At 48.7% G+C, this 19822-nt stretch carries 23 protein-coding genes; 15 read left to right on the top strand and 8 right to left on the bottom strand.

Annotation, left to right across the window (positions count from 1 at the left end; translation table 11 throughout):
* Positions 1 to 68: 68 nt before the first annotated feature.
* The 4 genes from W01_RS06555 to W01_RS06540 all read right to left on the bottom strand — a co-directional run bounded on the left by W01_RS06555 (position 69) and on the right by W01_RS06540 (position 2154).
* Entirely contained in the window at positions 69 to 869 is an 801-nt protein-coding gene (locus tag W01_RS06555; RefSeq protein WP_173053133.1) for a sulfite exporter TauE/SafE family protein, read from the bottom strand.
* A 73-nt stretch (positions 870 to 942) separates the two neighbouring features.
* Positions 943 to 1380 (bottom strand): DUF6691 family protein, encoded by a 438-nt coding sequence (locus tag W01_RS06550; RefSeq protein ID WP_173053131.1) that lies wholly within the window; start codon positions 1378 to 1380, stop codon positions 943 to 945.
* Between the two features lie 10 nt (positions 1381 to 1390).
* Entirely contained in the window at positions 1391 to 1822 is a 432-nt protein-coding gene (locus W01_RS06545; protein WP_173053129.1) for a YeeE/YedE family protein, read from the bottom strand.
* A complete protein-coding gene (locus tag W01_RS06540; RefSeq protein WP_173053127.1) occupies positions 1819 to 2154 on the bottom strand; it encodes an ArsR/SmtB family transcription factor in 336 nt (111 codons plus the stop codon). The genes W01_RS06545 and W01_RS06540 overlap by 4 nt, the downstream gene beginning before the upstream one ends.
* A 310-nt stretch (positions 2155 to 2464) precedes the next feature.
* Here W01_RS06540 and W01_RS06535 point away from each other — a divergent pair, with 310 nt between their 5' ends.
* Positions 2465 to 3214 (top strand): MBL fold metallo-hydrolase, encoded by a 750-nt coding sequence (locus tag W01_RS06535; protein WP_173053125.1) that lies wholly within the window; start codon positions 2465 to 2467, stop codon positions 3212 to 3214.
* Positions 3215 to 3296: 82 nt separating this feature from the next.
* Entirely contained in the window at positions 3297 to 3446 is a 150-nt protein-coding gene (locus W01_RS06530) for a hypothetical protein (RefSeq protein ID WP_173053123.1), read from the top strand.
* Positions 3447 to 3583: 137 nt separating this feature from the next.
* Here W01_RS06530 and W01_RS06525 read toward each other — a convergent pair whose 3' ends face one another.
* Entirely contained in the window at positions 3584 to 4102 is a 519-nt protein-coding gene (locus W01_RS06525) for an HNH endonuclease (RefSeq protein ID WP_173053121.1), read from the bottom strand.
* A gap of 214 nt (positions 4103 to 4316) precedes the next feature.
* Between W01_RS06525 and W01_RS06520 the strand changes: the two genes are divergently transcribed.
* The 5 genes from W01_RS06520 to W01_RS06500 all read left to right on the top strand — a co-directional run bounded on the left by W01_RS06520 (position 4317) and on the right by W01_RS06500 (position 8439).
* Entirely contained in the window at positions 4317 to 4748 is a 432-nt protein-coding gene (locus W01_RS06520) for a cupin domain-containing protein (protein ID WP_173053119.1), read from the top strand.
* Between the two features lie 329 nt (positions 4749 to 5077).
* Positions 5078 to 5311 (top strand): thioredoxin family protein, encoded by a 234-nt coding sequence (locus W01_RS06515; protein WP_173053117.1) that lies wholly within the window; start codon positions 5078 to 5080, stop codon positions 5309 to 5311.
* A gap of 60 nt (positions 5312 to 5371) precedes the next feature.
* Complete coding sequence (locus W01_RS06510; protein WP_173053115.1) at positions 5372 to 5611, top strand: thioredoxin family protein; 240 nt, start codon at positions 5372 to 5374, stop codon at positions 5609 to 5611.
* Between the two features lie 164 nt (positions 5612 to 5775).
* Complete coding sequence (gene glmS, locus W01_RS06505; RefSeq protein ID WP_173053113.1) at positions 5776 to 7602, top strand: glutamine--fructose-6-phosphate transaminase (isomerizing); 1827 nt, start codon at positions 5776 to 5778, stop codon at positions 7600 to 7602.
* A 54-nt stretch (positions 7603 to 7656) separates the two neighbouring features.
* Positions 7657 to 8439: a ParA family protein gene (locus W01_RS06500; protein ID WP_173053111.1), complete on the top strand. Its 783-nt coding sequence runs from the start codon at positions 7657 to 7659 to the stop codon at positions 8437 to 8439.
* A gap of 31 nt (positions 8440 to 8470) precedes the next feature.
* Here W01_RS06500 and pyrC read toward each other — a convergent pair whose 3' ends face one another.
* Together pyrC and rsmI are read right to left on the bottom strand one after the other, a co-directional pair.
* Complete coding sequence (gene pyrC / locus W01_RS06495) at positions 8471 to 9502, bottom strand: dihydroorotase (protein ID WP_173053109.1); 1032 nt, start codon at positions 9500 to 9502, stop codon at positions 8471 to 8473.
* Between the two features lie 43 nt (positions 9503 to 9545).
* Positions 9546 to 10412: a 16S rRNA (cytidine(1402)-2'-O)-methyltransferase gene (gene rsmI / locus W01_RS06490; protein WP_173053107.1), complete on the bottom strand. Its 867-nt coding sequence runs from the start codon at positions 10410 to 10412 to the stop codon at positions 9546 to 9548.
* Positions 10413 to 10635: 223 nt separating this feature from the next.
* Between rsmI and W01_RS06485 the strand changes: the two genes are divergently transcribed.
* The 7 genes from W01_RS06485 (at position 10636) to ubiB (ending at position 16267) form a co-directional block, all read left to right on the top strand.
* The gene (locus W01_RS06485; RefSeq protein ID WP_173053105.1) at positions 10636 to 10980 is read left to right on the top strand and encodes a YraN family protein; all 345 of its coding nucleotides are present in this window, start codon (positions 10636 to 10638) and stop codon (positions 10978 to 10980) included.
* Between the two features lie 102 nt (positions 10981 to 11082).
* The gene (locus W01_RS06480) at positions 11083 to 11652 is read left to right on the top strand and encodes a BON domain-containing protein (RefSeq protein WP_173053103.1); all 570 of its coding nucleotides are present in this window, start codon (positions 11083 to 11085) and stop codon (positions 11650 to 11652) included.
* 131 nt (positions 11653 to 11783) lie between these two features.
* Complete coding sequence (locus tag W01_RS06475; protein WP_173053101.1) at positions 11784 to 12185, top strand: gamma-butyrobetaine hydroxylase-like domain-containing protein; 402 nt, start codon at positions 11784 to 11786, stop codon at positions 12183 to 12185.
* On the top strand, positions 12182 to 12916 hold the full coding sequence (ubiE, locus tag W01_RS06470; RefSeq protein WP_173053099.1) for a bifunctional demethylmenaquinone methyltransferase/2-methoxy-6-polyprenyl-1,4-benzoquinol methylase UbiE: 735 nt from the start codon (positions 12182 to 12184) through the stop codon (positions 12914 to 12916). Before W01_RS06475 ends, ubiE begins: the two co-directional genes overlap by 4 nt.
* 205 nt (positions 12917 to 13121) lie before the next feature.
* Positions 13122 to 13973, top strand: a complete 852-nt coding sequence (locus W01_RS06465; RefSeq protein ID WP_173053097.1) for a Tim44 domain-containing protein — start codon at positions 13122 to 13124, stop codon at positions 13971 to 13973.
* A 2-nt stretch (positions 13974 to 13975) separates the two neighbouring features.
* Entirely contained in the window at positions 13976 to 14560 is a 585-nt protein-coding gene (locus W01_RS06460; RefSeq protein WP_173053096.1) for a ubiquinone biosynthesis accessory factor UbiJ, read from the top strand.
* Between the two features lie 189 nt (positions 14561 to 14749).
* A complete protein-coding gene (ubiB, locus tag W01_RS06455; RefSeq protein ID WP_173053094.1) occupies positions 14750 to 16267 on the top strand; it encodes a ubiquinone biosynthesis regulatory protein kinase UbiB in 1518 nt (505 codons plus the stop codon).
* 118 nt (positions 16268 to 16385) lie between these two features.
* Here the strand turns inward: ubiB and W01_RS06450 are convergent, their stop codons facing one another.
* Positions 16386 to 17390, bottom strand: a complete 1005-nt coding sequence (locus W01_RS06450) for a class 1 fructose-bisphosphatase (RefSeq protein ID WP_173053092.1) — start codon at positions 17388 to 17390, stop codon at positions 16386 to 16388.
* 494 nt (positions 17391 to 17884) lie between these two features.
* Between W01_RS06450 and W01_RS06445 the strand changes: the two genes are divergently transcribed.
* A complete protein-coding gene (locus W01_RS06445; RefSeq protein ID WP_173053090.1) occupies positions 17885 to 19822 on the top strand; it encodes a lytic transglycosylase domain-containing protein in 1938 nt (645 codons plus the stop codon).

Here is a 19822-nt window from a genome sequence, read left to right as displayed (position 1 = left end):
TTCACTACATAATGCTTTTCACTCACGTGAATTTGTGTGGTCGAGTTATTGCTGTTTGCACCAGAACGCTATGCAAAAGATTTGATCATCATTCCAACCGCTACGACTGTGGATAGAACTGCAAAACTTATTTGCAATTGTGGTTTTGCCAGCCGAGAAGATATTAACTTTCCAACCATCATTCCTGCAAAGGCGCCAACACAAAACGGTATCGCAACTACCCAGTTAAAGGCACCAGCGGCAGTACTGAACAGGACGCTAGTTAGTGACACCAACGCAATGACTGCCAATGACGTGGCGACGACGCACTGAGTGACCAAATCCGTATAGCGTTGTAAAGCTGGAACAATCACAAAGCCGCCTCCCACACCCAACAAACCAGAGAATAATCCCGCAATGCCTCCAGATATTGCCAAGGCGCGTGCACAGCGAGTGGTCCAGACGAACTGGCCGCTATTGGCGTCTCGAACGCATGCAAGTTTTTGGATGTTGCCACCTTCATTATCGGTTGAGTGATCCTTGGCCTGGCGGAAAGTCCGATACGCAATGAAGAACAAGATGATGGAAAACAGAATACTTAGCCAACGGTTGTCGAGTCTGTGGGCAAGCCATACACCGAAAGGCGACAGGAACATGCCGGTAACGGACATCAACAGTGCCGCTCTATAGCGAACGATCCCCGCTTTTAAATCGACTGCCGCTCCTAAAGCGGCAGCTAGCCCTACGGCTAATAAACCAACCGGCCCTGCTTGGACAACATTAAGCTGCAGGCCAAATACGAGCAGCGGAACTGCCAATATCCCGCCCCCGGCACCAGTCAGCGCCATTATTGCGCCAACCGCCAAGCCTAATCCCAGTTCGACTATCATTGTCGCCTCTTATTGAATAGCACGTCGCATATCGCAGTAGTCATCGCCATTTGCATGCGCGGCTCAGGGGAAATCACACTGCTTTGCGTTTGTGCGCGCTTGAACGCCTATCCTGGATTTCGAAAATCGCCATACCGGCAAGCATGGCGACGACAAAGATCAGTGGCTTGCCCCCACCGATGGCAAGCGAAGCCAACGCCGGGCCAGGGCAATAACCGGCCAAACCCCAGCCGCCCCCAAATGCCAGTCCGCCCAAAACCAGTCGTCTGTCGATCTGGCGTGCAGTTGGCAAGCGCATGACATCACCCAGCAACGCTTTCGGGCGAGTCTTAGCAAAGCGAAACGCGATTGCCGCTATCAGAATGGCACCGCCCATCACGAACATCAACGATGGATTCCATGCGCCAGCAATATCCAGAAAGCCAATCACTTTGGCCGGATCCGTCATGCCTGACAAAATCAGACCCAGACCAAATATCAAGCCTGTGATGAATGCCATTAAAACTTGCATCGTATTCTCCTTAACCAATCAGGTGGCGAGTGATAAAGACCGTTACAAAACCGGCTAACATGAACAAGGCAGTAGCTACCATCGAGCGCGGTGAAAGCCGCGAGAGGCCACAAACACCATGTCCACTGGTACAACCTGAACCATAGCGGGTGCCTATTCCCACCAGCAGGCCAGCCATAATCAGAGACGCAGCGTCGGCATCAATCTGAACCGCAGGAAGAGGCGCGGCTACGCTAAAGGCGATAGGCGAAAAAATGAGACCTGCTACAAAAGCGACCCGCCACCCAACATCACCTTTTATCGGTCGTAGTAGCCCACCCAGAATACCGCTGATGCCTGCGATTCGTCCGTTAAGTAAAAGGAACATTGCTGTAGCAAGACCAATTAGTACGCCACCAGCCAAGGATGACCAAGGGGTGAAATTTGCCCAGTCGATTGTCATTTCTTTCCTCTTTTATCCGGTTTACAGAATTGCTCATACAACACTGCCATGACGGCCATCGCTTCCTTGCTGGCAATGGAGTAAAAGATCTGTTTTCCGTCTCGACGTGTAGTGACTAACTGTTCTTCACGCAGTACGGTCAATTGTTGCGAAAGCGTCGGTTGCTTAATGTCCAGCAAGCTTTCCAAGTCACTGACACAGTGCTCACCTTGGGTCAGCTGGCATAGCAATAGCAAACGGTCTGGATTGGCTAAGGCTTTTAGTAATCTACACGCATCAGTTGCGGAAGCGTGCAATGCGTTCAGGTCAAGTTTTTTAGCTGCAATACCCATGAATTTATTTTTGCGTAACAATAATGTTTGTATTATTATACACAAATATATTATATTATAGCGTATAATGAAGGTAATCTATTTTACGGTCTATACCGTTATTGGAATCGCATTGATTGCCTTTGCATCCCTATCAAACGTAGATACAATTCAAAGGGAGGCAAGAGATGTTGCAATGAGCTTGCTGAGCCGCTAGCCTTTTACCAATAACAACCTGCGACAAATTTGGTCTGAATAGATTATTTGTAATTGTTTTAACGAAACGGCCCATTTAGATCGTTTGTGAAAAATTTAAGTTAAAGGCACCGTCATGATCTTTCGTCAATTGTTCGAGCCGTTATCAAGTACCTATACCTATTTACTCGGTTGTGAGGAAACGGGGCAAGCTGTCCTCATTGATCCGGTTATCAACTCGGTTGACCGTGATCTTGCCGAAATCAGCCAACTTGGATTGACGCTGGCTTATAGTTTGGACACCCATATTCATGCAGACCACATCACCGCCGCTCTCCAATTAAAAACCAAAGTAGGAAGCAAGATAGCGATGCCAGCTATAGACCGATTGCCTTGCGCAGATGTTGGAATTGAAGAAGGAACACCTTTTAACGTGGGTAGTATCCAACTGTTGCCGATACATACACCTGGACATACTGACGGACATTTTGCCTATCTGTCAGACGACCGGATATTTACCGGTGACTCGTTGCTAATCGAGGGATGTGGCCGCACCGATTTTCAGAATGGCGATGCGGACATGCTATACAAGAGCGTCAGGGAAAAGCTGTTTTCTTTCCCGGACGAGTATCTGGTTTATCCCGGCCATGATTACAAAGACCGGCGTGTTTCTTCCATCGCGCAGGAAAAGAAACGTAATCCTCGCCTGGGCGAAGGGCTCACACTGGCGCAATTCAAAGATATTATGGCGAACCTCAATTTGCCCTACCCAAAGTTTATTGATTTTGCAGTGCCGGGAAATAAACTGTGCGGCGTTTGTCCAGATCATCTGCCTCAAAATCTTGAGAAGTATTGCGGTCAAATGACCGACAGTCCACAGGGATAACGGGTACTGAATTGAAAATAAGCCGGTAAAGCTGCCCGGCTATTGAAAAATAGTATCCCAATCTGGAATGCATGGCGTACCAATGATTCACTGGGACAGCGAGTCTATCTACCCATTACCCGAAGTAAATGTCCCCGTGTGTAACACGGATCGCCTTCTATATCCAGCAATTGAATGCTACACCGGCGCGGTTACCTTGGCGCCGCCAAAGCAGACTGAAGAATCCGGCTAACGCCATACTTGAATTTAAATTTGAATGTTTTCGCCAGTTCCTATTTTTAAATCCCATCACGCAGAGAGTGTCGTGATGTTCAACCCTGCCGAGCTTGCGGAGTGTCCTTCTCGAATGCAATGTTAGAAGTTCTTGATTCAGAGCGCATAGGTGATCGTTTTCTCTGATACGACAACTTTGCCCCTTGATTGCAACTGCTGAACCAAAACAGTGAGCTCAGCTTCAGATAAGCCCTTAGGGAAGAGCGAAGCGATAGTGCTCGTGAGAGTCTTAAGGGTACGTGGCTTCGAATTACCGCGCTGTTTTAAATTAGCTACAACCAGCGCAAGCTGATCTTCCTTCGACTTTGCGGCGGCTGGCGCTTTGGGTGTGAGTTTCGGTTGTGCTACAGCTTTGATAGAACCAGTCCCGTTAGGGCACTTGAACTGCCCCTTTTGATTGAGAACGACCTGAAATTTTTCCTTGAGAGACATGCTGCCTAGTAGTGCATTGACCGATTTGCAGCAAGCAACGCAGTTTTCGTCGTTGTTGCTCCCGCCATTGGCGCTAGCGAGCAGATGTTCAACGCTGGCCTCAGCTTTCGGTAAAGGTTGTCTGCAAAAGAAACATAGGCTTCCTTGGGCAAACATCAGGCGATCAAGTGGTTTGGTTGGCATAAGACTCTAACATTTGACGTTTTAACATTAACAGATAGATTAGACCTATCGGTATGTTCATAAATTACTGAAGCAACTTATGATCTTCAGGTGATATGACGCCTTTAGAGGCGCGGGTTTAATTTCTGCGGGTAAATTCCCCGCTATTTGGGGCGGGGCGGTTTATTTTGAGTTAAAGTGCTTTAAATTCTACTAGTGTTATTGAGGTGTTTTCATGAAAATTGGCAATTATTTTTGCATTGTTGTTTGGGCTTTGGTTTGCCAGCCAACTGCATTCGCTCTTGAGACGTCCGCTGCTGTGAAAGCATCGGTCATATTGAAAGCCGATACGAGTTGGGACGGCAAACCAATTATTTATCCTGAGGGCAAGCCTGAAATTACTGGTTTGATTATAGAAATTGTGCCTGGTGGTGAAACAGGCTGGCATTCACATCCAGTTTCATCATTTGGCCTAGTGCTTGAGGGTGAGCTGGAAGTTCAACTAAAAAGCGGTACATTTAAACGGTTAAAAGCAGGCGAGGCGTTGGCGGAGGTAATTAATACCCCTCACAATGGCCGTAATCTTGGTTCTGTTCCTGTGAAGCTAGTGGTTTTTTATGCGGGGGCTGTTGGTCAAAAATTAACTGTTACAGAGCACGCTGAATAATATTTTTTTACAAACCAATTGGTCAGGTTCGATCGATAACCCCAAGCACCTAATATGCATCTTATTTCCGTTACTCTCTAAGCAAGGTCACTTCATGGTGCGTGTCCCTACTTTGTCTTACCCGCCCATCCGTAGCATGTGATTTATCTGCGGTAACTTAGAGGCATAAAACCGGTAACTGTCGCGTGCGTCCTGAACTTGTTGCTTTTCTGGAAGCATTGCAGAATCAGAATACGAATACGAGTAAAAACGCTAGCTTGACTATATTAGGATTCCTAATTACAATTAGGCCGGTTATCGTGTTTAGACAGGCCATAAGGAGAAAAAAGATGCGTAAATCAGTTTTTTATCATGCGGGATGTCCTGTTTGCGTCAGTGCTGAACATGACATTATCAATTTGGTCGGTGCCGATAATGTGGAAATTGTCCATTTAAGCAAGGATATGTCGAGGTTTGACGAGGCGGAAAAAGCAGGCGTGAAATCTGTTCCGGCGTTAGTAACGCCAAGCGGAACAGTGCTTCACATCAATTTCGGTGCATCAATGGCTGATGTCAAAGGTTAAACTTTAAGAGATCCAGAATTTCTTTTGGCTTCCTTGTTAATTTTTTAAGAAAATCAAGTTATGAAAAATTCGACGCTTTATCATGATGGTTGCGACATATGTGCATCGGTGGGACAGGAAGTTGTAAATTTAATTGGCTTAGCCAATTTAGATATTGTTCATATCGGGTTAAATCCTTCAAAACAAATTGAAGCGAAAAATAAAGGAGTCAAAGCATTTCCAGCGCTGGTACTGAACAATGGCAACATATTGCACTTCAATGTTGAAGAACACGAAGGAAGTGTGGACTGTTTATTTTAAAAAACAAAATAGGGTGCCGAATCGTATAAAAAGCCATGAAATACTTAAACTTGGCAGGATTCATCGCGATTGAAAGCGGTGTTTGACGCTATAAATTGTTCGAGTTACGGCACCAGTCTCATTCTTGCTACAATTAGCGCTTGCAATAAATAACGGAATTAATTATGTGCGGAATAATCGGTGCAATAGCGCAGCGCAATGTCGTTCCTATTCTTTTACAAGGGCTGCAACGTCTGGAATATAGGGGTTATGACTCAGCTGGACTGGTGGTTGTCGAGAACAATGAGTTGCAACGCATCCGAAGTACCGGACGCGTTGCGGAATTAACCACACGAAGTTCTGCTACCAGCGGTCATATCGGTATAGCGCATACGCGTTGGGCTACTCACGGCGTGCCCAGCGAACGTAACGCGCACCCGCACTTGAGCAGCAATCTCATTGCCGTGGTGCACAACGGCATTATCGAAAACTACGAAGAGCTACGCACACGCCTGACGGCGCAAGGTTCGGTATTTACATCCGATACTGACAGCGAAGTTATTGCCCATCTTATTAGCAGCCACTATGCGCGTGGCAATAGCTTGTTGGTTGCAACTCAGACGGCGCTTGCCGAGTTGGTGGGCGCTTACGCCATTGGTGTCGTGGCAGCGGACAATCCGAGCCAGCTAATTTGTGCGCGCAAGGGTAGTCCGTTACTTTTGGGAGTAGGAATTGAGGAGCATTTCATTGCATCAGATGTATCCGCGCTGTTGCCGGTGACAAGAAATGTGGTGTATCTGGAAGAGGGCGATGTGGCCGAAGTAAGTTTGCACGGCTACCGGATTTTCGATGCCAAGGGCCAAGCGGTGGAGCGTCCGGTACACGTTAGCAAACTGTCTAACGCAAGCATGGAGCTGGGTGAATATCGTCACTATATGCAGAAGGAAATTCACGAGCAGCCGCAAGCGCTCGCGGACACGTTGGAAGGTGTATGTAACAGCCAGTCACTGATACCCGGCATTTTCGGGGCCGAGGCTGCTGCCGCATTTCAACAAGTTGAAAGTATCCTCATTCTCGCTTGTGGCACCAGCCATCATGCGGGACTCGTGGCGCGCTACTGGCTTGAAGAAATCGCCGGCATTCCATGTACCGTGGAAATCGCCAGCGAATATCGCTATCGCGTGAGCGTGCCCAATCCCAAGGCGCTGGTTGTTACCATTTCTCAATCGGGGGAAACTGCCGATACTCTGGCTGCACTCAACCACGCCAAGGAATTGGGCCACCCACATACTCTTTCCATTTGCAATGTGCCGGAAAGCGCGCTGGTCAGGCTCTCCAAGCTACATTTCCTGACGCGTGCGGGGCCGGAAATTGGTGTCGCCTCAACCAAGGCATTTACTACACAATTAGCGGCTTTGTTCTTGCTCACTCTGGTTCTCGCCAAGCAGCGTGGACGGTTGAGTGCAGAAAAAGAACAGCGCCACTTGCATGCGTTGCGTCATTTGCCCAGCGCGGTTCAATTGGTATTGAAACTTGAACCTGATATTGCACAGATGGCTGAGCGTTTTGCCGACAAGCGTCATGCTCTGTTTCTAGGACGCGGACTACACTATCCCATCGCACTGGAAGGTGCGCTTAAGCTAAAGGAAATATCTTACATTCACGCCGAAGCATACCCCGCTGGTGAATTAAAGCACGGGCCGTTAGCCCTGGTGGATAAGGACATGCCGGTTATTGCCGTTGCCACTAACGATGCATTGCTGGAAAAGCTTAAATCCAACCTGCAAGAAGTACGCGCACGAGGTGGCGAGTTGTATGTATTCGCCGATGCTGGCACGCGTTTTCACTCGGGTGAGGGCGTACATTTAATGCAAATGCCCGAGCATGCCGGATATTTGAGCCCTATTCTGCACACCATTGCACTGCAACTGCTGGCATATTACGTGGCATTGCAAAAGGGAACTGATGTCGACAAGCCGCGCAATCTGGCCAAATCTGTCACTGTAGAGTGATGGGTCAGTAAGTTATGCTTATTTCGCATCCGCCCGTTACGGGGTTTTTCCAGAATGGCGGTTATCACTGTATTCAATCAGAAGGGGGGGGTGGGCAAAACCACCACCTGTCTCAATCTTGCCGCTGCGCTGGCCATGGGGCAGCGGCATCCCATCGCGCTTGATCTTGATCCTCAAGGGCATTTAAGCTTGGCCAGTGGGCTGAAGGATGCCACCTTATCTGGTGCTGGCATGGATGCCTTTTTTAGGCTGAGTACTCCGCTTGCCAAACTTCTGCGCGATACGCCAGCGGGTTGGCAGATCGTCTCCTCCTCGCTCGGGCTGTCCAAGATCGATGCGTTGTATGGCAGCGATCCTAAGGCTGCAACTCTGTTGAAAAAAGGTTTGAGTGAAGATCTGGCACTCACCGGCGCGCCGATCCTGATTGATTGTTGCCCCATGTTGGGAGTGCTTACGCTTAACGCTCTGCTCGCCTCGGATCGAGTGTTGATTCCGGTTTCAGCGGACTTTCTGTCGCTGCAAGGCGTGCACCTCCTGGATTCCGCACTTAATGTATTAGAGGTTAAACTCAAACGTGTATTCGAGCGACGCATTGTGGTGACTCGCTTCGATGCGCGGCGCAAACTTTCGTATGAAATTTTCGACAAACTTCGGGATCGTTATGGTTCAGTGGTATGCAATACGCGCATTAGTGAAAACGTTGCGCTTGCCACTAGCCCTATGCATGGTAAAGATGTCTTCGCTTACGCCCCGCACAGTCCCGGCGCGGCGGATTACAAGGCGTTAACCGGAGAGTTGATTAATAGCGGATTTTTTGAAGAAAGAGTGGCCGTTTGATTTCAACCAGGACGAATTCCTAGCTATATCCTCAGCTCACCAGCTTCCATTTCACCATTTCATTTGCTCTCAATGGCACTAATTGATGTTCTCCAAACCCCAAGGTTGCGGGCACTTGCCATTCCTGTTTACGCAAGGTAACGCTCTGAGTATTACGCGGCAGACGATAAAAATCAGCGCCATAAAAACTGGCAAAACCTTCCAATTTGTCTAGCGCCCCAATTTGCTCGAAAACTTCTGCATATAGTTCGATGGCGGTATGGGCGGTGTAAATGCCGGCGCAGCCGCAAGCGGATTCTTTGGTATGTTGTGCATGCGGGGCGCTATCGGTACCGAGGAAGAATTTTTTGTTGCCGCTGGTGGCCGCAGCAAGTAATGCTTCACGATGTGTTTCGCGCTTCAACACTGGCAGGCAGTAATAGTGCGGCTGGATGCCGCCACTGAACATGGCATTGCGGTTGTATAGCAGGTGGTGCGCGGTGATAGTGGCAGCGATATTATCTGGCGCGCTTTGTACAAAATGTGCAGCGTCTATCGTGCTGATATGTTCGAACACTACGCGTAAATCGGGTAGGTCGCGCAGTAGTGGTTGCAGTACGCGGGCTATGAATACGGCCTCGCGGTCGAACACATCTACCGCTGTATCGGTTACTTCGCCATGCATAAGCAGCGGCATACCACAACGCTGCATTTCTTCCAAGGCAGGATAGGTCTTGCGGATGTCAGTGACGCCCGAATCGGAGTTGGTGGTGGCGCCAGCGGGATAATATTTAATTGCATGCACGATGCCATTTTGTTTTGCTGTACGAACTTCTTTCGCCGTAGTGTTGTCGGTTAGATATAGCGTCATCAACGGTTCGAAATGTGAATCCCCAGGTAGCGCGGCGAGGATGCGCGAGCGGTAGGCCTGTGCTTGTTCAGTCGTTGTAACTGGTGGGCGAAGGTTGGGCATGATGATGGCGCGGGCAAATTGGCGTGTGGTGTCGGGCAACACAGAATGCATTAACGCACCATCGCGCAAATGCAGGTGCCAGTCATCAGGGCGGGTTAGTTTCAGTTCCATGACAGATATTTTATCCGAATGTAAAAATGGGGTGAGCCTTGTATTAAGCTAAGGACTTGAGTGAGAGGGCGCGTTGGTACAGTTCATTACGCCCTGCTCCAGTAATACGCACGGCGAGCTGAACCGCCTGCTTGAGCGGCAATTCGTGCAACAGCGCCGTCAATACATGTTCAGTGTCTGCATCTAATCCTTCCTGTTGCGCTACGGCGCCGGAAACCAGCAATACGAATTCGCCCCGTTGACGGTTGGGATCGCCATTCAGCCAAACCAGTGCCTCGACGAGGGAGCATCGTTGAATGCTCTCGAAAAGCTTGGTGATTTCGCGTGCAAATACAATTTGCCGGTCACCGCCGAAAACGCTTTGCAGGTCAGTCACGCATTCCAGTATGCGATGCGGGGCTTCGTAAAATATCAGGGTATAGGGTAAGGCGATCAGTTCTTGTAACGCGCGGCAACGTGCAGCTGCTTTATTGGGCAGGAATCCATAAAACAGGAAGTGCGGTGCAGGCAGGCCGGCGGCGGATAGGGCCGCTAATGCGGCGTTTGCCCCAGGGATGGGGATCACAGGGTAACCGGAGGCGCGCACTTCTGCCACTAATATCGCACCGGGGTCGCTTATCGCCGGGGTGCCTGCATCAGATACCAGGACAACCGATTGACCTCGGGCCAGCAGCGCGATGACTTTTTCTGCCGCCGCCCGTTCGTTATGCTGGTGCAATGAGATTAATCTATTTGCCGCAATGGAATAATGCATCAGCAGATTCGAAGTATTGCGCGTGTCTTCAGCGGCAATGGTATCCGCAGATATCAGCACATCCAACGCACGCAAACTGATATCTCGCAAATTTCCGATGGGGGTGGCAACCACATATAATGCGCACTCTAATTTTTGTTTTTGCCCGCTATGCACTGCACTTCCTCTTATTGTTGCTTGTTAGCCGTCGTACTATACGTGAGCGTGGAAGGCTGTGCCACTCCCAAAAAATGCATCAGGGTCGCCAGTCCCTTTTTAGATTTTTGACAAGGATGATTTACTTGCGAGCCCACCCATCAATTAAGTCTGAAATGGAACGTTTTTATGCGCTCGCTGTCAATGTTTGTCACCTGATGCAGAAATCAATGTCGCCGCAAGTATGAGTACACGTGGGGCACAGGCCGAAATGCTGGCGGAACAATTTCTGAAACGCCATGGCCTCAAGTTGTTGCAACGAAACTATAGTTGCCGGTATGGCGAAATTGACCTGATTCTGCAAGATGGCGATACAGTGGTATTTGCCGAGGTACGTTTGCGTAGCCGTGGTGATTTTGGCGGTGCGGCGGCCAGTATTGATGCGGCCAAGCAGGCTCGATTGATACACACCGCTCAGCATTACCTGGCCACACTGAGCCGTACCCCGCCTTGCCGCTTTGATGCGCTATTGTTTGATACTCTGGATAGCGCTCGACCGGAATGGATCAAGCATGCTTTTACCGCCTGATTTCGGGTAACATCCGCATTCATCGCAACGGATTTTGGGCGCTGTGGACTTTGATCAGCAGAAACCGTCCGCACTTTGACGACATATTAGTGAGAGGGGAACATGCGTTATTTAAATTACCTATTATTGGCTATCGTGCTAAGCGCGGTGCAAGGGTGTCTTCCGATCATTGCTGCAGGTGTTGGCGCGGGTGCGTTAATCTCATCAGATCGCCGTACGGCCGGCATTATTCTTGAAGATCAAAACATCGAGAACAAGGCACTCAATCAAATAAATGTCCAATATAAAGATACCGTATATGTGAATGTCACCAGTTTCAATCGCCGTGTGCTCATTACTGGCCAAGTGCCTAACGAAAAAGTTAAAGCTGATATTGAAAAAATAGTTTCAAGCTTGACGAATGTAAAAACTGTCAATAACGAACTACAGGTATCCTCCCTCACTGATTTATCCTGGCGTAGTAATGACGGTCTTATTACTAGCAACATCAAGCTGCGCTTTCTCAATAACAGCCGAGGATTTCAGCCTGAGCATGTAAAAGTAATTACCGAAAACAGCTCAGTATTCCTAATGGGATTGGTCTATCACAAGGAAGCTGAAGCCGCGGCAGATATTGCCAGTAGCTCGCGCGGCGTGGAGCGTGTAGTCAAGGTGTTTGAATACCTTGATTAGTTTCAAACAGAAAAAAATTCCTGAGCAAAAGCTTTGTGTAAGAATAGCTAAGGCGGCATGGAACACACCCTTCTATTGCTGCACTAACTTTTTATTATTACGCTGTCGAACAAATACGTGTGTCAATTTTAATGACCATGCTTAAGCCCACCGAAATTACCCTGCATCAACAATCGAAGCTGCTGGAAATAGCTTTTGATGACGGCTCACGCTACCGCTTGCCTTATGAGTTTCTGCGCGTGCATTCGCCTTCTGCCGCAGTTCGTGGGCATGGCCCGAGTCAGGAGGTGCTGCAGGTCGGCAAGCAAGATGTGAACGTGATCGACGTGCAGCCTGTAGGCAGCTACGCCATCAAATTGACTTTCGATGATGGCCACAATACCGGCCTTTATTCCTGGGATTATTTGAATGAGCTCGGGAAATATCAGGATGCGTTGTGGCACGAATATTTAAGCAAATTGGCAGAAGCGGGAGCGAGCCGTCTTCCACATCCCCCTGTAAAGGTATTCGATAAGCCTGAGGAAATAAAATGAACAAGACAACTCATTTCGGTTTCACGACTATCGCGGAAACAGAAAAGGCCGAGCGTGTAGCCAAAGTGTTCACATCCGTCGCCAACAAATATGATGTGATGAACGACCTCATGTCAGTTGGTCTGCATCGGCTCTGGAAACGCTTCGCCATTCAGGTCAGTGGTGTACGAGTGGGGGAGCGAGTGCTGGATGTGGCGGGTGGGTCTGGTGACCTTTCCCGTCAGTTTGCCAAATGTGTAGGCAATAGCGGCCAAGTTTGGCTCACCGACATTAACAAAGCGATGTTGCGCGTTGGCCGTGATCGCTTGATTGATGACGGTCTAAATATACCAGTTGCACAGTGTGATGCGGAAAACTTGCCCTTTCCCTCTAATTATTTCAACTGTGTCAGCATTGCTTTTGGCCTGCGCAATGTAACTCACAAGGATGCTGCGTTACGTGAGATGCAGCGCGTGCTTAAGCCTGGCGGCCGCTTGCTGGTGTTGGAATTTTCCAAGGTGTGGAAGCCGTTGGAGCCACTGTATGATGCTTATTCGTTCAAGCTGCTGCCGAAGTTAGGCGAACTGATCGCCAAGGATGCTGACAGTTATCGCTACCTGGCGGAATCTATCCGCATGCACCCTTCACAGGAAGAGCTTAAGCGCCTGATGGAAGAAGCTGGTCTCTCTCGTGTTGAATATTTCAACCTTAATGCTGGAATTGTGGCCCTGCACAGGGGTTATAAAATTTAACCAGGATGTTTCCCAATGTCTGTCGTGCACTCCAAATATTTTTAATATTTAACTTGTCTCAGGCAAGCTGATTTATTATCAAAATATTGTAATGACATAGCAAAATGGGTTCGCAGAAGGAACCTTTACTTTTTGTAGTGCACTAAGGATGTAGTGTTATACTTTATTCGCTTTTTTTGTTGTTAACTATTAAATGAGGTGGTTCATGAAACGTTTTTTATTGTTGTTAACTCTTACCTTGGCTAGTTTCTCTATGCTAACTGTAACTGCTGAAGCTAAGCGCATGGGCGGGGGGGGCAGCATTGGTCAGCAACGCACTATGAGTCCGCAGCAAGCGTCCAAGACACCCGCTGCCGCACCTGCTCCGGCCGCGCCTGCGGCGGCGGGTAATAAATGGCTTGGCCCCTTGGCCGGTTTGGCAATAGGTGCTGGCTTGGGTGCAATGTTCGCTGGAGGTCTGGGCGGGTTAGGTGGTGCAATGGGCGGTATTCTGATGGCGCTTCTGGTTGCCGGTGTGGTGATGTTCCTGGTTTCCCGGTTTCGCAAATCCCAGCCGCAGCAGCCTGCTATGCAATATGCAGGAAGCGGCGCATCGTCCTACCAGCCAGAATCGAGGCAGCAGCCATTTGCAGGCGGTAGCGCTGCAACCTCTGTTCCGCTAGTCAACAGCACCACCAGTAACATTCCGGCAGATTTCCCGGTTGAAGCTTTCCTGCGTAGCGCCAAGACTTCATTTATCCGTCTGCAGGCTGCAAATGACCGTAAAGATCTCAATGATATTCGTGAGTACACTACGCCCGAAATGTTCGCTGAAATTTCCTTGCAATTACAGGAACGCGGCGATGTACCGCAAAAAACAGATGTGCAGACAATCAATGCTCAGATTGTTGAGGTGGTTAATGAAGGTGACTATGCCATTGCTAGTGTGCGTATGAGCGGGCAATTGAGCGAGAACAACGGCATGTCGGAGAATTTCGATGAAATTTGGCATGTGCAGAAAAATCTGCGCGATGAAAAGGCAGTCTGGTTGCTATCCGGGATCCAGCAAGTAGCTTAAATATGCTGTTTCAGCCGACTGCTGCTGCCCTTAACCACTTGCTCACTCAAAGTGGTTGGGCATTGCAACGGTTGGTAGTTCATGCAGGCAAGACGGCGCGCTTTAACATCGCGCCGTTTATTTTTGCCTATACTATTCAAAATGATGGCACGTTGCATGTTTCAGCAGGCGATGTAAGCGCCGATGCAAGCTGCACTATTCCACCATCATTGTTGCCGCGCCTGGCAGTGCATGATGAAACAGCTTATGCGCAAATTGAAAGCTGTGGCGATACCGCGTTACTTACTGAAATTTTTTATCTCAGCCGTCATTTACACTGGGATGCAGCAGAAGACTTAAGCCGGGTGACGGGCGATATTGCTGCCGAACGTATCGTGCAATATGCTAAAACCGGTCAGCAATACATACAGGATACTGCGCTCAACTTGTCGCAAGCACTGGTAGAGTACTGGACGGAAGAAGCCCCGCTGCTTACCAAATCCACTCATGTTGCGGATTTTGTGCAACAAACAGACAAGCTGCGCGATGACGTAGCGCGGTTGGAGCAACGCATCAACCGATTATCTAATCCTGAAAGCTCTTGTTAGTCTTTATAATACTGCAATGCATTTAGCTGTTTTTTGAAATTTAAAAATCTGATTTTCTTTTCAGATGTTCAGCGGCCGCTTTAAGGTCGCTTTTGGACGAGTGAAAAATCAAGCAGAGAGCATAATTTCTAACATACGGCCGAACACTTCGCCTGGACTGCAAAATAATCAAATCTTCGTAAAATTTTCATGCGCCTGTTACGCCTGCTAAAAATAATTTTTGTCGTACTGCGCTTCGGCTTGGACGAATTTCTTCTTGCGCATTCACGTACGCGCTGGCTGCTGATACCGATCAACTTGCTGCTATTCGCACGCGACACGTCTGCTCCGCGTGCAGAGAGATTGCGCCATGCATTGGAGAACTTGGGCCCGATCTTTGTAAAATTCGGACAAATGCTGTCTACCCGCCGCGACCTGATTCCTGTCGATATCGCCGATGGACTCGCAAAACTACAAGACCAGGTACCGTCCTTTCCCTCTGAGCAAGCTGTGGCTTTATTGGAGGCTGCGTACAAAAAAAAACTTAATGAAGTGTTTTACAGCTTTGAAGAAACCCCCATTGCCAGCGCTTCGGTGGCCCAAGTACATTTTGCCGTGCTGCCAAATGGACGCGAAGTCGCAATAAAAATCCTGCGCCCCGGCATCGCACGCGTTATCGCGCACGACATCGCACTGCTTGATATCTGCGCGAGTTTAATCGAACGCTGGTGGGAAGACGGCAGGCGGCTCAAGCCGCGCAAAGTGGTGGAGGAATTCGAGAAGCATCTGCATAACGAACTTGATCTGATGCGTGAAGCCTCCAGCGCCAGTCAATTGAAACGCAATTTTGCCAATTCAAAATTGTTGCTAGTTCCGGAAATTTATTGGGATTGGTGTACAGATGAAGTGATGGTGATGGAACGAATGAACGGCCTTCCCGTCAATCATGTGGATGCATTACGTGCGGCCGGCATTGACCTCCCTACGCTGGCAGCCAATGGCGTGGAAATTTTCTACACTCAAGTTTTTCGTGATGGTTTTTTTCATGCTGACATGCACCCCGGTAATGTGCAGGTAGACGCAGAAGGCCGCTACATTGCACTGGATTTTGGCATCATGGGTACCCTCACCGATTCCGACAAACATTATCTCGCACAGAATTTCATTGCCTTCTTTCGGCGCGACTATAAGCGCGTGGCGGAAGTGCACATAGAATCCGGCTGGGCACCTGCGGCTACCCGGGTGGATGAACTGGAGGCAGCCATCCGAGCCGTGTGCGAGCCAATCTTTGACCGGCCCTTGCGGGAAGTTTCTTTTGGACGTGTCTTGTTGCGCCTATTCCAGACCTCGCGCCAATTCGGCATTGAAGTCCAACCACAACTCGTGTTGTTGCAGAAAACCTTGCTGAATATCGAAGGATTGGGCCTGCAACTGGATCCCGAACTGGATCTGTGGAAGACTGCCAAGCCTTGGCTGGAACGTTGGATGAGCGAGCAAATTGGCTGGCGCGGTTTTCTTAATGCTCTAAAAATAGAGGCGCCACACTACGCCATTCTATTGCCACAACTACCGCGTTTGTTGTATCAAACCCTGAATGAAAAACCCGGATTACAAATTGCAACTGTATTGCGTGAATTAGTAGCCCAACAAAAACAAATAAATCAGCTAGTTATATTAGTTGCGTTAATTTTATTCGGCTTTATTGTTTTGTATTTTTTTCGCGGTTAGGCAGAATATTATTGATTGAGCAATTCTTCTGTAAATGTAGGGCACCTCTAGAAAACTCGCTGTTTTTCTCTTAAGTTTTTCTGCATGGTGAGGCATTCATCAGAAGAATGCTATTGTGTCACGCCCCTTTGTGATAACCCACCACGCGCTCTACTTCATTCTTCGAACCAAGAATCACCGGCACACGTTGGTGCAAGCCCGCCGGCTTGAGTTCCATAATACGTTCGCGACCCGTGGAGCATACCCCTCCCGCTTGTTCCACGATGAAAGACATGGGATTGGCTTCATACAGTAGACGCAATTTACCTGCCTTGCCTGCTTCCTTGTTGTCGAATGGATACATAAAGATGCCGCCACGAATCAGGATGCGATGCACTTCCGCAACCATCGAAGCTACCCAGCGCATGTTGAAGTTTTTCTCTCGTCCTCCTGGGGTTTTACCTTTTACGCATTCATCCACATAACGTTGCACTGGAGTTTCCCAGAAACGCTGGTTGGACATGTTGATAGCGAATTCCTGGGTATCGCTCGGAATGGTCATATTTGGATGAGACAGTATGAACTCCCCGATGTCATTGTTCAGCGTGAAGCCATTTACGCCATGCCCAGTAGTGAGTACTAGCATTGTAGCGGGGCCATATAGTGCATAACCAGCGCAGACCTGTTTGGTGCCCGGTTGCAGAAAATCCTCTGCAGTTGGGTTTGTCACTCCTTCGGGGCAACGCAAAATCGAGAAAATAGTGCCAACGGAAATATTTACGTCAATGTTGGACGAGCCATCCAGCGGGTCAAATGTCAGCAAGTATTTACCTTTTGGATATTGCGCAGGAATGGGGTAGATGTCATCGATCTCTTCAGATGCCATAGCGGCAAGATGGCCGCTCCATTGGTTTGCTTCGATGAAAATGTCATTGGTTATGACATCCAGCTTTTTTTGCGTTTCACCTTGGATATTTTCGCTACCGGCACTGCCCAGCACGCCAATCAATGCGCCTTTGTTTACACTATGGGCAATTTGTTTGCATGCCATAATAATGTCACTGAGTAGTCCAGTGAAGTCCCCGTTTGCTCCCGGTAATTGCCTCTGTTCTTCGATAATGAATTGCACCAAGTTCTTGCTCATGTATTTTCCTTGCCTTGATTAATAGAATTTTTGAATTTCAGGATTTTACAGGTTTTTGCATTCTCTCTCCACGCCTATATATCATTAAACCTTTTTCAAAAAATAGTATCTCAGGTTATTCACGTGCAGAAATACTTCTCTTTGAGTGTTGCCAAACTTACTGCACCAAGAGTAAAGCACGCTGAGTTGAAGTACCTTGTATTTGAAAAATATTGCTTGAAGATATTCACAACTTCACTAAAACTGCTTTCACGGAAACGAGCGATGTGCGGCAATCTGCATCTGCTAAAATATTGAGCCTGTATAAATTTGAAGAGCTATTTGATCTAGAATCAATGCTGACAACAAGCCTCGCAAAATTCATTCGGGCATTGGCCACCGATAGTGGAGAGTGTATTCACTGCAATATAAATGGGGAAATCGCCTGCAAGGGAAAAATTTCAAAATCAGTCGAGAATATGGCGGCTAAACGGAATTTTATAAGGGCATCATCCATGCGTTTTAAAAATATTTTTGTATTTGTATTACTTTGTATTCCTGTGTTTGCGGTCGCAAATCAGGATGCGGATTTTCTTGCCGCGCGTGATGCATTTCGGATGGGGGATGTAGTGAAGCTTGATCGCATGGCCGTGCGATTAAAGCATTCCCCACTAGAACCCTATCTAGCTTATTACCAGTTGCGTATGCGACTAGAAACGGCGAGCGCCGCCGATATCCAAGCATTTCTAGCGCGTCCTGATGATACTCCGGTGATTAACCAGCTGCGTGCGGAATGGTTGAGATTGCTTGGGAAAAGGCAGCAATGGGAAGAGTTTGCCGCACAATATCCTCGTCTGGTGGGTGGAGAGGTCGATCTGACCTGTTATGCCCTGCGATCGCGTCAACATCTGCAAGAAGAACAAGTGCTGCATGAGGCGCGCAACCTATGGTTAACTAACAGCGCGGAAATGCCGGAAAGTTGTGCTCCATTGTTCGATGCGGCAATTGCCAGCGGTATCATCAATGCAACGGATGTATGGCTACGTTTGCGCCTGGCACTGGAGGCAGGTAATGTGACGATGGCTAAGCAGCTCTCGGAGAGGCTGCCTGTCAAGCGTGTACTTTCTGCATCCGAACTGGATAGTGCTGCCACTGATCAGGTGCGTTATCTTGCCACGGCTAAGCTGGATAATGCCTCCGAAGCGCAGCGCGCAGTGGCGATGTTTGCTTTGCTACGGCTTGCCAAGCAATCGCCGCAATTAGCTTATTCACAATGGGAAAAAAAAGCGGCATATTTTACTGCGGATGAACAGTATTATTTTTATGGATGGTTAGGTTACGAAGCGGCACGCAAGCGAGATACGCGCGCGCTGGAATGGTACAAGGCGGCTGGTGAGGCGCCTCTGACCGGGCCGCAGTTGGCATGGCGTGCCCGAACCGCGTTGCTTACGCAGAATTGGCATGAAGTTTGGGCGAGCATTAATGCCATGACGCCGCAACAACAGTATGAGGGTGTCTGGCGTTATTGGAAGGCGCGTGCTCTGAAAGCATGGGGAAGTTTGCCGGAAGCGAATGTGCTGTTTACTGAATTGAGCAATGAACATAATTTTTACGGTCAACTTGCTGCCGAGGAGATTGGAGTAGCTCCTGCGGCAACGATGCCAGCCACTTATCAGCCAAGCAAAGCGACAATAAATGCAATGCTGGCAAAGCCCGCTGTTCAACGTACACTGGCGTTATATCGTATGGATTTGCGCACTGATGCGGCCAGAGAATGGGCATGGGCGGCGCGCAAGCTGGACGACCAACAGCTATTGGTGGCGGCTGAAATTGCGCGTCGCAACGGGATGTATGACCATGCCATTAACACTGCTGATCGTACCGTTCAAATACATGACTTCAGCTTGCGTTATCTTGCGCCCTACCGGGAGGTATTGCAGGGTTATGTTCGCAAGAATGAACTGGAAGAAGCCTGGGTGTATGGCTTAATACGGCAGGAGAGTCGTTTCGTTTATCAAGCTAAATCACCTGCAGGCGCGACAGGCCTTATGCAGATCATGCCTGCCACGGCGCGTTGGATAGCGCAAAAAATAGGGATGAAGAGTTATCGTCAGACACTTATCAATCAACTGGATACTCATTTCAAGCTGGGCACGTATTATATGAAAACGGTGCTGTCGTCACTCGACAATAATCCGGTGCTGGCCTCCGCCGCCTATAACGCCGGACCTGCACGCGCCCGTAAGTGGCGTGGAGAAAGCACATTGGAAGGAGCCGTATACGCTGAAAACATTCCCTTTGATGAAACGCGCATTTATGTAAAGAAGGTTATGAGCAATACCATGTATTACTCCCAACTTTTCGGCCAGCCGCCGCGTTCCCTCAAGCAACGTTTGGGCGTGATAATGGCAAAGAATGCTGTTAACCAGCAGGCTATTCCCGATGAAAGATAG

The sequence above is a fragment of the Candidatus Nitrotoga sp. AM1P genome (assembly GCF_013168275.1).
GTDB lineage: Bacteria > Pseudomonadota > Gammaproteobacteria > Burkholderiales > Gallionellaceae > Nitrotoga.
Note: the sequence above shows the minus strand (reverse complement) of the source record. Positions and strands in the feature narration are given on the sequence as shown.

Bases quoted from the DNA above. Each gene is read 5' to 3' on its own strand.
- pyrC (WP_173053109.1), bottom strand. From the start codon at position 9,502: ATGGAACTGAAACTAACCCGCCCTGATGACTGGCACCTGCATTTGCGC.
- W01_RS06555 (WP_173053133.1), bottom strand. From the start codon at position 869: ATGATAGTCGAACTGGGATTAGGCTTGGCGGTTGGCGCAATAATGGCG.
- W01_RS06515 (WP_173053117.1), top strand. From the start codon at position 5,078: ATGCGTAAATCAGTTTTTTATCATGCGGGATGTCCTGTTTGCGTCAGT.
- W01_RS06545 (WP_173053129.1), bottom strand. From the start codon at position 1,822: ATGACAATCGACTGGGCAAATTTCACCCCTTGGTCATCCTTGGCTGGT.
- W01_RS06475 (WP_173053101.1), top strand. From the start codon at position 11,784: ATGACCATGCTTAAGCCCACCGAAATTACCCTGCATCAACAATCGAAG.
- W01_RS06540 (WP_173053127.1), bottom strand. From the start codon at position 2,154: ATGGGTATTGCAGCTAAAAAACTTGACCTGAACGCATTGCACGCTTCC.
- W01_RS06535 (WP_173053125.1), top strand. From the start codon at position 2,465: ATGATCTTTCGTCAATTGTTCGAGCCGTTATCAAGTACCTATACCTAT.
- W01_RS06480 (WP_173053103.1), top strand. From the start codon at position 11,083: ATGCGTTATTTAAATTACCTATTATTGGCTATCGTGCTAAGCGCGGTG.
- W01_RS06525 (WP_173053121.1), bottom strand. From the start codon at position 4,102: ATGCCAACCAAACCACTTGATCGCCTGATGTTTGCCCAAGGAAGCCTA.
- W01_RS06460 (WP_173053096.1), top strand. From the start codon at position 13,976: ATGCTGTTTCAGCCGACTGCTGCTGCCCTTAACCACTTGCTCACTCAA.
- W01_RS06485 (WP_173053105.1), top strand. From the start codon at position 10,636: ATGAGTACACGTGGGGCACAGGCCGAAATGCTGGCGGAACAATTTCTG.
- W01_RS06550 (WP_173053131.1), bottom strand. From the start codon at position 1,380: ATGCAAGTTTTAATGGCATTCATCACAGGCTTGATATTTGGTCTGGGT.
- W01_RS06445 (WP_173053090.1), top strand. From the start codon at position 17,885: ATGCGTTTTAAAAATATTTTTGTATTTGTATTACTTTGTATTCCTGTG.
- W01_RS06465 (WP_173053097.1), top strand. From the start codon at position 13,122: ATGAAACGTTTTTTATTGTTGTTAACTCTTACCTTGGCTAGTTTCTCT.
- W01_RS06530 (WP_173053123.1), top strand. From the start codon at position 3,297: ATGATTCACTGGGACAGCGAGTCTATCTACCCATTACCCGAAGTAAAT.
- ubiE (WP_173053099.1), top strand. From the start codon at position 12,182: ATGAACAAGACAACTCATTTCGGTTTCACGACTATCGCGGAAACAGAA.
- W01_RS06450 (WP_173053092.1), bottom strand. From the start codon at position 17,390: ATGAGCAAGAACTTGGTGCAATTCATTATCGAAGAACAGAGGCAATTA.
- W01_RS06510 (WP_173053115.1), top strand. From the start codon at position 5,372: ATGAAAAATTCGACGCTTTATCATGATGGTTGCGACATATGTGCATCG.
- glmS (WP_173053113.1), top strand. From the start codon at position 5,776: ATGTGCGGAATAATCGGTGCAATAGCGCAGCGCAATGTCGTTCCTATT.
- W01_RS06500 (WP_173053111.1), top strand. From the start codon at position 7,657: ATGGCGGTTATCACTGTATTCAATCAGAAGGGGGGGGTGGGCAAAACC.
- W01_RS06520 (WP_173053119.1), top strand. From the start codon at position 4,317: ATGAAAATTGGCAATTATTTTTGCATTGTTGTTTGGGCTTTGGTTTGC.
- ubiB (WP_173053094.1), top strand. From the start codon at position 14,750: ATGCGCCTGTTACGCCTGCTAAAAATAATTTTTGTCGTACTGCGCTTC.